Genomic DNA, 10,085 nt, shown 5'->3' with positions numbered 1-10,085 from the left:
AGGCGTCCCACTGTGCCAGGACGAGCGGCCCCACGCACGGACGATCGCTCATGCGCGACGCCCACCCCGCCGCCGGATGACCGCCCACGCCGCGTAGCCGACGAGTCCGAGGGAGAGCCAGCCCAACCCGACGGCCAGCGTGATCGCGCTGCTGCGCAGGAGAGCCGTGACGAGGACAGCCGCGCCGAGCACCGGGACGATCAGGTGCGTCAGCCAGCGGCGCGACCGTTCGGTCCCGAGGCAGCGGACCACGACCCCGGCGTGCAACAGCACGTAGGACGACATCGCGCCGAAGGTCACGAGCGAGGTCATTAGTTCGGCCTTCTCCGCGAACCCGACCGAGACGGCGAGGGCGATGAGGCCGATGACCCAGGTGGCGACGGTCGGGACGCCGCGGGCGTTGGTCCGCGCGAACGCGGGCGGGAGCGCACCGTCGCGGCCCATGGCGAAGAGTAGGCGCGCCGAGGCCGCGTGCGCGACGACCAGGCACGCGAAGATCGCCACGAACGCGTTCGTCAGCGTGAAGACGGGGGTGAACCAGGCCGGGGCCACGGCGTCCACTGCCACGTAGAACGCCCTGTTCGTGGCCGGGCCCTCCGCGAACGAGGTCGCGTTCGTCACCACGGACGCCGCCCAGAGCTGCACGCAGAACAGGGCCGTGATGAGCCCGAGGAGCAGCGACGTCGCCAGGGCGACGGCGCGTCCGCCGCCGCGGGCCTCCTCGTTCAGCGTGGCGACGGCGTCGAAGCCGAGAAAACTGAGCGCGGCGATCGGGACGGCGGACAGCACGGCCGCCCACGAGGTCTCGGGCCGCCACAGGGCCTCAGCGGTGAGGTGGATCTTCCCCGCGGCCGCCGCGGCCAGCACGATCGCGACGAACAGCCCGATCACGACGAGTTGGATCGCCAGCAGCACGAGACCGATGCGCGTCGTGATCTCGAGGCCCCGCAGGTTCATCGCCAGCGACGCCCCGACGAACAGGGCGGCGAAGACGGCGGGCGGGATTCCGGGCAGGATGTGCGCGAGCGCCACGGCCGACAGGATCGTGAGCAGGGCGGGCATGAGGATGTAGTCGAGCAGGATCAGCCAGCCGGCGACGAAGCCCCAGAACGGGTTGGTCGACAGCCGGACGTACCCGTACACCGAGCCCGCCACCGGGAAGCGCAGGGCCATCTCGCGGTAACTGACGGCCGACAGCCCCATGATCGCCGCCGCGACCAGGTAGACGAGCATCGGGACGCCGTGGGACCGGTTGACCACGATGCCGAACACGGCGACGGGCGCCATCGGCACGAAGAACAACAGGCCGTAGACGAGGAGCGCCCCGAGCCCGAGGTTGCGCCGCAGCGACGGCTGGTAGCCGAGCCGCAGCAGTTCGGCGTCGGCGTCCGGAGTAGCGACGGGCGTTTCAGGGACGGCCGGGACGGCAGAGCCGGCGCTCGGCGCGGTGCGGGTCGCGGCGGATCGGGAATCGGTCATGCGATGCTCCTGGCGAGGTCCCGCAGGCGGGCGGCGTCGGAGCCGAGGCCGCTGGGGAGGGCGATGAGGGTCGTCAGGCCGGCGGCCTGGGGCAGTTCGGAGAGGTTGCAGCGTTCGGCGAGGTCGGGCTCGTCGGGCAGCGAGCCGACGACGAGGCGGGTCACCTCGTGCCCGCGGGATCTGATGGCGTCGCAGGTCAGGGCGGTGTGGTTCAGCGAGCCGAGCCCGGCCCGGGCGACGACCACGAAGCGGCACGGCGTGCCCGCCGCGGCGAGGGCGTCGGCGAGGTCGAGCAGATCGCGCCCCTCGTCGTCTAGGCCCACCCGGACGCCGCCCGCTCCCTCGACGAGCACCGCCTCGTGCTCCTCGGCCAGCCGGGCGATGCGCGCGGCGTGCTGGGCGACACCCGGCAGCGGGACGCCGGCGCGGCGTCCCGCTGTCGTGGGGGCGAGCGGCTCGGGCAGCCGGACGAACTCGAGCACGCGGTTGGAGGGCAAGCCCGCCAAGGCGACGACGGTGGCCGCGTCGCCGGGCTCGTCTCCGACGACGCCGGTCTGCGTCGGCTTGCAGACGACCACGTCGACGCCGCGCTGGGCGAGGTGGCTGGCGAAGACGGCGGTCGCGACGGTCTTGCCCACGTCGGTGTCCGTGCCGGTCACGAGGGTGATGCCGTGGGCGAGGTCAGTGGTCATGAGCGTCCTCCTGGGCGTCGATGGCGGCGCGGATGCCGCCGGCGATCGTGCGCAACTCGGCGTCGGAGGCGACGTACGGGGGCATCGCGTAGACGAGGTTGCGGAAGGGGCGCAGCCAGACGCCGGCCGCGACGGCGGCGCGCGTCGCTGCCGGCAGGTCGACCGGCGTGGTCAGCTCGACGGCGGCGGTCGCGCCCAGCACCCGGACCTCGCTCACGCGCGGGTGGGACGCCAGCGGCGCGAGTTCGGCGCGCAGCACGCGCTCGACGCGCGCCACGTCGTCGCGCCAGGACCCGGACGCGATCAGCCCCAGCGACGCGACGCTCACCGCGCTGGCCAGCGGGTTGGCCATGAAGGTGGGTCCGTGCATGAGGACGCCCGCCGGCGACTCGGCCAGCCCGCGCGCGACGGCGTCCGTGGTGAGCACGGCCGACTGGGTCAGGTAGCCGCCGGTCATGGCCTTGCCGACGGCGAGCACGTCCGGCCGGACGCCCGCCCAGTCGCACGCCCACAGGCGTCCGGTGCGGCCGAACCCGGTGGCGATCTCGTCGGCGATGAGCAGCATGCTGTGGGCGTCCGCGAGGGCCCGCAGGTGCTGCAGCGCGGCGGGAGCCCAGGGCCACATGCCGCCGGCGCCCTGCAGGATCGGCTCGACCACGATCGCCGCGACCTCGCGGCTGTGCTCCTCGATCAGGGCGGACGCCTCGGCCTCCCACGCCGAGACGGCGTCCGGCGGCGCGTCGAACCGCGGCGGCCGGGGGAGGAAGACGTGCTGCTGCACCTGCCCGGCGTAGATCGCGTGCATGCCGCCGTCGGGGTCGCACACCGACATCGCGCCCCATGTGTCGCCGTGGTAGGCCCCGCGCAGCGCGGCGAAGCGGGTGCGCCCGGCCTTCCAGCCCACCTGGCGGGCGATCTTGAGCGCGACCTCCATGGCGACCGAGCCCGAGTCGGCCGGAAACACCCGGGTCAGCCCCGCCGGCGCCAGCGCGAGGAGGTGCTCGGCGAGCGCGATGGCGGGCTCGTGGGTGAGGCCACCGAACATCACGTGGCTGAAGCGGGACGCCTGCCGCGCGAGGGCGTCGTCCAGTTCGGGGCGGCGGTAGCCGTGGATCATGCACCACCAACTCGCCATGGCGTCGACGACCTCGTGGGTGCGGGCACCGTCATCGAGCACGAGCCGACACCCGGACGCCTCGCGCACCAGGTACAGGGGATCGACGCCGTACGGGCTCGCGTACGGGTGCCAGAGCCGCGCCCGGTCTTGTGCGAGCAGGTCTGCGGAGCGGGTCATGGGCGCAACCTACCACGCGAAATGAACACCGTTCACGATGATGAAAATGTCGTTCATCTCCCTCGCGGTACGCTGCCGCCATGCCCTTGAGCACGGCCGCGATCCTGGAGGCCGCCCGGGAGATCCTGGCGGAGTACGGCCTGCAGGATCTCAGCATGCGCCGCATCGCGACGGCCCTCGACGTGCAGCCGGGAGCCCTCTACAACCACGTGCCCGACAAGCAGACGCTGTTGGGCGGGGTGGCCGACCTGATCCTCGCGGACGTCCGCGAGCCGCTGGGGCGGTGGCGCCCGGCGATCGAGGAGTGGGCTCGCGACCTGCGCCGGGTGCTGCTCTCGCTGCGCGACTCGGCCGAGCTCGTGGCCACCGCCCGGGGCTTCGATCTGAGCCGGCACGACCCGACGCGCCACCCCGCGACGTTGCTCGCGGCGGCGGGGCTGCCGCCCGACGAGGCCCGCGCGGCCGCGGCGACGCTGCTGCACTTCGTACTCGGCTACGTCGCCGAGGAGCAGGCGCGGCTCGATTCGGCCCGGTTCGGGCATGCGGAGCCGGGGCAGGTGGGGGGCGACGGTGGATACGAGTTGGGCGTCGCCTTGATCCTGGACGGCGTGGTGGCCCGGCTCCCGGCCGAGGGCTGAGGGCGAACGGGGCCGCTACAGCAGACCGCGGTAGGCGTCCACCGCGGAGCGCCACGTGCGCGGCTGGCAGGGGCCGCCGCGTCCGCCAAGACCCAGGTGGGGCTCCACGGACGCCGTGCCCACGAACGAGTCCGCGCGGAGCGCGGCGAGCAGGGCGGGCCACTCGGCGTCCCCCTCGCCCGCCCGCACGACGCGCCCGGTCGCGGCGACCGCGTCCTTCACGTGGAGGTAGCTGACCCACCGGGCCAGCGCCGGGTAGGCCTCGGACGCCGGCCGATACCCGCACTGCACGAAGTTCGCCGGGTCGAGGATGAGCCGCAGATGCGGCGAGTCGATGCCGGCCGCCAGCGAGGCGCACCGCTCGGGCGACGAGCCGACGATGCCCTTCTCGTTCTCGTGCAGGAGCACGACGTCCGCCTGCTCGGCGCGGCGCACCAGCTCGCCGAGGCGGTCGACGGCCTGGGTGAGGTGCCGGTTCTCCGAGCCCGCCGGCACCCGGAACGAGAAGACGCGTACATACGGCGTCCCCACCGCGTGCGCGACGCGGATCGCGCGGTCGAGCTCGGCGACGCGGGCGCGTTGCGGCTGCCCGAGGCCCACCTTGCCGATGCCGGTCGCGACGCAGGACGCCTGCAGGCCCGCGTCGGCGAGCGCGGCACGGGCGCGCAGGACGGCCGCCCGCGACCAGCGCACCACCGGACGCCCGCCGGCCCGCCGCAGCTCGATCCCGTCGAGGCCGGCGTCGCGCGCGAGAGCGATTTGCTGTGTCAGGCTCCAGGCGGCTTCATCGGTGAAGCCGCTGAGGGGCCACACGTCAGAGGCTCTCGATCTGTAGCCGGATGGCCTCGACCTTGTCGGCGGGCAGGAACCCGCCCGCCATCCCGAGCGCGGACTCGAGATTCATGCCGCGAAACATCGTGACGGCCGGGGTGGCCGCGAGACCGGGCGCGTATTGGTCGATGAGGGCCAACGCGTCCGGATCCTGCAGGAGGTCACCGATCGTGGCGGTGTGCAGGTCGTACTTGCCCATGGGTTCGAACTTTCTCTTGCTCGGTGGAGAGTTCACTCTCCACATACAATGATGCGCCCTCGAGCGGAGTGGTCAAACCACAACGCATCGGGTTGCATCACGGGGTGGGACGGCGTGAGCGGCATTGCTCAGATTCCTTACGAACAGGCGTTGTCGCGGTTCCGGCTCAGCGATAGAGCGTAGCCGATCCAGCCTCGGCGTCGACGATTCCGCGGCTGGTCGTGAACACCCGGTGAAGCCCAGCGACCTGCCACACCACGTCCCCCGACCGCAGGTCGTAGGCGACCGCGGCGGGGTGATCGCTCGGATCGGGGGCGGCGTCGGAGTCGAACGTGGCCACCACGCGGGGGCCGTCGCAGGTGAGGCGGGGTTCGTCCATGCCGCCGGACGCCTCCCAGAGTTTCGCGCCGGACGCCGCATCCACGGCCGTCACGCGGCCATCCATCGCCTGGAGGACCGCGGACCCGCACGCCGCGCTCGGGAGCGAGACGTCCGTGGACGTCCATTGGGGCGTCCCGTTGGGCGCGAAGCGCGTGACCCCGTCCTCGGTCGCGGCGACGAGGGGCGCGTCGGCGCGGGCGGCGTCCATCGCGAGGGGCAGAAGTGTTCCGCCCAGTGAGACGCCGGGGTGCCCGTCGCGGTCGAAAAGCTGGGTGGTCTGGTCGTCGCGCGTGAGCGCGAGCTCGCCGGTGGCCGCGAAGGAGTAGGAGCCGGGGGCGACGACGGGCGCGCCGTCGGACGTCTTGACGACGAGCCCGCGGGCGTCCGAGACGCCGCCGGGGCCCTGCGCGGTCACGGCGATGCGGTCGCCGTCGAGCGTGAGCGCGGGGCCCTCGCGGTCGGCGAGGTAGTCGCCGGCGGGGGCGATCTCGCGCGTCCAGGCGACCGAGCCGTTCCAGCCGAGCCGACGCAGCGTCACCGGGGACTTGACGGTCTGGTCGTAGCTGAGCGCGAAGACGGCGGCGTCCGTCGCGGCGAGCCCGGTGACGGCGGCGGGGGCGGCGAACGAGTCGCGCTTGCGGCCGTCCTCGACGTCGTACAGCGTGATCTGCCCGTTGACCAGGCACGCGACCGCGGTTGGGTGGCCGAGCACGCACCGCGCGTCGTAGAGCTGGGGCGAGCGCCAGGCGACCGCGCCCGTCTCGGTGTTCACGGCCGTCAGGTGGCCGTCGGAGTCGAGCGAGTCGATCAGGATCCGGTCGGCGAGGCGCGGGTGCGTGCGGCCGGGGTCGAGCACGCGCCCCGCCCAGACGCCGTCGCCCAGGCTCACGGTCCAGGCGGGGCGGGGCGTCGACGCGAGGTCCGGCAGGGGCGGGGCGACGTGCGTGACCTGGACGTCCCAGGGCCGCGTCACCGCGAGCGCCACCACGAGCACGCACACGGCGGCCGCGGCGGTGAGCGCCGTGGCGAGCCGGCCGCGGCGGCGGGTCCGAGGCCGGGACGCTCGAGGGGTCCGAGCGCTCCGAGGGGTCCGGGGCGTCCGGGAGAACCAGGATCGCCGGTGCGGGCGGCTGTCGCGTGCCGCGCCGCCGACGGCGGGGCCGGCGGGCGGCGGGAAGGAGGGGGAGGCGTCCGGGGGAGCGAAGTCGGGGGAGTCGCCGGGGGGTGCGAAGCCGGGCGCGTCGCCGGAGGGGGTGGACTCGGTCACGGCCGGACCTCCTTTCCCGGGGTGGCCCCCGCGCGGACCATCATGCCGATCATCGGCCCCGGCGCCGAATCTCTCCGGACGTGTCGGACCCGTGTGCTTCCATGGGGGCATGTCGCGCACGCACAAGATCGTGGCCGCCGTCGTCGCCGTCGCGCTCGTCGCCGCGGGTGCGTTCGCGGTCGTCTGGTGGCAGGGCTCCGCCGAGCGGGACGCCCGCGCGCTCGCCCAGCGCATCGCCGACCAGGCGTCCCGGGGCGCGCTCGACAACGCGGGCTTCCACGTCACCGCCGGGGTCGACCCGGCGGCCGAGTACGCCACGATCACCCGCGGCATCGCGGCGAAACCCGCCGTCACGGTGGGCGATGTGCGCCTCGGGCCCGACCGGGCGAGCGCCGAGGCCGTCCTTCACTACCGCTGGCCGCTGCTCGCCGGGCACCCCGACTGGGAGTACGACGCGACCGTCACCCTCTCGACCGCGGGCAGCCCTGGGGGCGCCTGGCGGGCGTCCTGGGCGCCGACCGTCGTCGCGCCCGGCCTGGCCGGCGACGAGCGGCTGCGCGGCCGCCGGCTGCTGCCGACCCGCGGCGCGATCGTCGGCGCGCGCGACGCGCGCATGGCCTACAACCAGCCCGCGACCAGGGTCGGCGTCGACAAGACGACGGTGGACGCGGCGGCCGCCGTCGCGGCGGCGCGACGGCTGGCGTCCGTGGTCGGTCTCGATGCGGAGCGCTACGCGACGCGCGTGCAGAAGGCCGGCCCGAAGGCGTACGTCGAGGCCGCGGTGCTGCGCGACAACGACCCGATGCAGGCCGCCCAGGCCGAGAAGGCGGTCGCGATCGAGGGGGTGCGGCCGATCAAGACGGTGCGTCCGTTGGGGCTGACGCCGTCGTTCGCGCGGCCGATCCTCGGGGTGGTCGGCGAGGCCACGCCCGAGATCATCGAGAAGTCCCAGGGCGCCGTGGCCGCGGGCGACCTCGTCGGGCTCACGGGGCTGCAATCGCGGCGCGACAACGTGCTGCGCGGCTCGGCGGGGTACCAGGTGCTCGCCGAGCTGCGCGACCGGCCGGGCACGGGGCGGGAGCTGTACGGCGTCGAGCAGACCGACGGGCGCGACCTCGCGCTGTCGATCGACGTCGGGCTGCAGCAGGCCGCCGAGGCGGTGCTCGGGCCGGTGAAGCCGGCGTCCGCGATCGTGGCGATCCGGCCGAGCGACGGCGCGGTGCTCGCGGCGGCGTCCGGGCAGGGCGGCGGCGGTTACTCGACCGCCACGCTCGGCCAGTACGCGCCGGGCTCCACCTTCAAGACCGTGAGCGGGCTCGCGATGCTGCGGGCCGGCATCGCGCCCGGCAGCCGCGTGGCCTGCACGCCGTCGATCACGGTCGAGGGCATGCGGTTCGACAACTTCCAGGGGTACCCGGCGTCCGCGCTGGGCAGCGTGCCGTTCTCGACGGCGTTCGCGCACTCGTGCAACGCGGCGTTCATCTCGAACCGCGACAAGGTGTCCCAGGCCGACCTGCGCGCGGCCGGCGATGCGCTGGGGCTGAACGTGGCGCCCGATCTCGTCGTGCCGGGCGTGCTCGGCGAGGTGCCGGGCGACGCGCCGACGGTCGAGCACGCGGCGTCCATGATCGGGCAGGGCAAGGTGCTGGCGTCGCCGCTCGGCATGGCGACGGTCGCGGCGTCCATCGCGAAGGGCGAGGCGGTGCGCCCGTGGTTGGTCGAGGGTGAGCAGCCGGACGCCGTGGCCGCGCCCGCGCGGCCGCTCACGGCGTCCGAGGCCGGGCAGCTGCGGTCGCTGATGAGCGGCGTGGTGACGACCGGCGGCGCGACGTTCCTGCAGGGGACGCCGGGCGGCCAGGTGATCGCGAAGACGGGCACGGCGAGCTACGGCGCGGCGCCGGTCCGGTTCCACGGGTGGATGATCGCGATCCAGGGCGACCTGGCGGTGGCGGTCTTCGTAGAGGATGGGGAATCCGGTGCGAAGACCGCCGGGCCGCTGCTGAAGCAGTTCCTCACCCGGGCGGCGGCGCTGCGGTAGGCGTCAGACGATCGTGGGCTTCGGGTAGCCGAGCGCCTTCCACTCGGCCGCGGTCAGCGCGTGCACCGCGCCGGCCGGGTCGGTGACGTAGATCGTCGCGGCTGTGCGCCGCTTCCACACCCGCGAGCCGGGCGGCAGCGCCACCTTCGGGGCGGTGAAGCCCGTCGCCTGCCACTGCGCGTAGATGATCGTCTTGACCTTGGCGCCGACGGTGCCCCAGATCGCAGCCGACCAGGGCAGCTTCCACAGGGTCCCGGTCGGGACGCCGAAGGCTGCGGCGGCGTAGGGCCGGGCCCCGAGGGTGGTGGTCAGGGTCGTCGTGCCCGGGCCCACGTCCCGCGTGCCGGAGGGCAGGATCACCGTCGCGCGTCCGATCTTGTCCGGGACGGTGACGGTCACGGACGCCGTGCCGCCCGACCTCGTCCACGAGACGCCGATCCGCCCCCGCACCGTCTCGCGGGTCACCGTGACCTTGTCCGGCCCGGTGAACACCGCCGGCCGGATGACGGGGTGGCTGTACGCGACCGAGTCGGACGCCTGCCCGATGCCGGCCAGGCCGGTGTAGGCCCACTGGGCCGGGTAGCCCAGCATGATGTGGGCGAGCGACGAGCCGCCGTCCATGCCCGACCACGCCTCCGGCAGCGCCGGCGACCCGGACGTCACGAACCACTTGAAGGAGGGCGCCGTGCTCTGCATGGCGGCCGTCCAGAGGAGGTCGTCGCGTCCGATCGCGTGCAGCGCGTCGTACAGGTACGCCAGGCCGATCTCGCCGGTGTTGAAATGCCCTTGCCAGCCCTGCATCACCGACACCAGGGACGCCTTCGCGCGCTCGGCGTCCGGCGCGATGCCGAGCGCGACCGCCATCGCGTTCGTCGCCTGCTCGGAGCCGTAGAGCCCGTCCCGGTAGTACTTCGCGTTGATCGCCGCCCTGATCTGGGACGCCGTCGCCGCGTACGCCGCGGCGTCCGACGGCTTGCCGAGGATGGTCGCGTTGTCGACCATCCGGCGCATGGCCGCGTAGTAGCCCATCGAGACGGTGAGCTGGGTCTGTCGGCCCTTGGCCGGGGTGATCCAGTCGCCGAGGCCGAACGAGATCAGATAGCCGGACGACCGCGCCTGCAGCGACCGGACGTACCGCTGCTGCGCCGGGTACGCGGACGCCAGCGTCGCCTTGTCGCCGTACTCGCGGTACAGCTGCCACGGGATCGAGATCAGCGCCCCGCCCCAGTGGATGTCGTCGCTGAACACGCCGCCGAACGAGACGAC

The 10,085-nt window shown here is 74.0% G+C and carries 9 protein-coding genes; 2 read left to right on the top strand and 7 right to left on the bottom strand.

What is annotated here, in order from left to right; genetic code table 11:
• Window positions 1–48: 48 nt before the first annotated feature.
• The 3 genes from WMJ97_RS12585 to bioA are packed head-to-tail and all read right to left on the bottom strand — an operon-like array spanning window position 49 to window position 3,465.
• Complete coding sequence (locus WMJ97_RS12585; RefSeq protein ID WP_347349346.1) at window positions 49–1,479, bottom strand: APC family permease; 1,431 nt, start codon at window positions 1,477–1,479, stop codon at window positions 49–51.
• Window positions 1,476–2,171 carry a dethiobiotin synthase gene (gene bioD, locus WMJ97_RS12580; protein WP_347349345.1) on the bottom strand — a complete coding sequence of 232 codons (696 nt, stop codon included), beginning with the start codon at window positions 2,169–2,171 and terminating at the stop codon, window positions 1,476–1,478. The genes WMJ97_RS12585 and bioD overlap by 4 nt, the downstream gene beginning before the upstream one ends.
• Window positions 2,161–3,465 carry an adenosylmethionine--8-amino-7-oxononanoate transaminase gene (gene bioA, locus WMJ97_RS12575; protein ID WP_347349344.1) on the bottom strand — a complete coding sequence of 435 codons (1,305 nt, stop codon included), beginning with the start codon at window positions 3,463–3,465 and terminating at the stop codon, window positions 2,161–2,163. Before bioA ends, bioD begins: the two co-directional genes overlap by 11 nt.
• 80 nt (window positions 3,466–3,545) lie before the next feature.
• Here bioA and WMJ97_RS12570 point away from each other — a divergent pair, with 80 nt between their 5' ends.
• Window positions 3,546–4,103 (top strand): TetR/AcrR family transcriptional regulator C-terminal domain-containing protein, encoded by a 558-nt coding sequence (locus WMJ97_RS12570; protein ID WP_347349343.1) that lies wholly within the window; start codon window positions 3,546–3,548, stop codon window positions 4,101–4,103.
• Window positions 4,104–4,118: 15 nt separating this feature from the next.
• Here the strand turns inward: WMJ97_RS12570 and WMJ97_RS12565 are convergent, their stop codons facing one another.
• The 3 genes from WMJ97_RS12565 to WMJ97_RS12555 form a co-directional block, all read right to left on the bottom strand.
• The gene (locus WMJ97_RS12565; protein ID WP_347349342.1) at window positions 4,119–4,916 is read right to left on the bottom strand and encodes a sugar phosphate isomerase/epimerase family protein; all 798 of its coding nucleotides are present in this window, start codon (window positions 4,914–4,916) and stop codon (window positions 4,119–4,121) included.
• Window position 4,917: 1 nt separating this feature from the next.
• Window positions 4,918–5,133: a hypothetical protein gene (locus WMJ97_RS12560; protein ID WP_347349341.1), complete on the bottom strand. Its 216-nt coding sequence runs from the start codon at window positions 5,131–5,133 to the stop codon at window positions 4,918–4,920.
• Between the two features lie 166 nt (window positions 5,134–5,299).
• Complete coding sequence (locus WMJ97_RS12555; protein WP_347349340.1) at window positions 5,300–6,781, bottom strand: PQQ-binding-like beta-propeller repeat protein; 1,482 nt, start codon at window positions 6,779–6,781, stop codon at window positions 5,300–5,302.
• A 109-nt stretch (window positions 6,782–6,890) separates the two neighbouring features.
• On the opposite strand from WMJ97_RS12555, the gene WMJ97_RS12550 reads away from it, so the two are divergent.
• Complete coding sequence (locus WMJ97_RS12550) at window positions 6,891–8,819, top strand: penicillin-binding transpeptidase domain-containing protein (RefSeq protein ID WP_347349339.1); 1,929 nt, start codon at window positions 6,891–6,893, stop codon at window positions 8,817–8,819.
• 3 nt (window positions 8,820–8,822) lie between these two features.
• Here the strand turns inward: WMJ97_RS12550 and WMJ97_RS12545 are convergent.
• The coding region (locus tag WMJ97_RS12545) for an alpha-L-rhamnosidase C-terminal domain-containing protein (protein ID WP_347349338.1) at window positions 8,823–10,085 on the bottom strand (1,263 nt) is incomplete at its 5' end.

The organism is Nigerium sp. (assembly GCF_039811905.1).
Classification (GTDB): Bacteria; Actinomycetota; Actinomycetes; order Propionibacteriales; family Propionibacteriaceae; genus Propioniciclava.
The sequence above is the reverse complement of the archived record's forward strand: the minus strand, read 5'-3'. Positions and strand labels throughout refer to the sequence as shown.

Coding starts and splice junctions, on each gene's coding strand:
- WMJ97_RS12585 (WP_347349346.1), bottom strand. CDS start 1,479: ATGACCGATTCCCGATCCGCCGCGACCCGCACCGCGCCGAGCGCCGGC.
- WMJ97_RS12560 (WP_347349341.1), bottom strand. CDS start 5,133: ATGGGCAAGTACGACCTGCACACCGCCACGATCGGTGACCTCCTGCAG.
- bioD (WP_347349345.1), bottom strand. CDS start 2,171: ATGACCACTGACCTCGCCCACGGCATCACCCTCGTGACCGGCACGGAC.
- WMJ97_RS12550 (WP_347349339.1), top strand. CDS start 6,891: ATGTCGCGCACGCACAAGATCGTGGCCGCCGTCGTCGCCGTCGCGCTC.
- bioA (WP_347349344.1), bottom strand. CDS start 3,465: ATGACCCGCTCCGCAGACCTGCTCGCACAAGACCGGGCGCGGCTCTGG.
- WMJ97_RS12570 (WP_347349343.1), top strand. CDS start 3,546: ATGCCCTTGAGCACGGCCGCGATCCTGGAGGCCGCCCGGGAGATCCTG.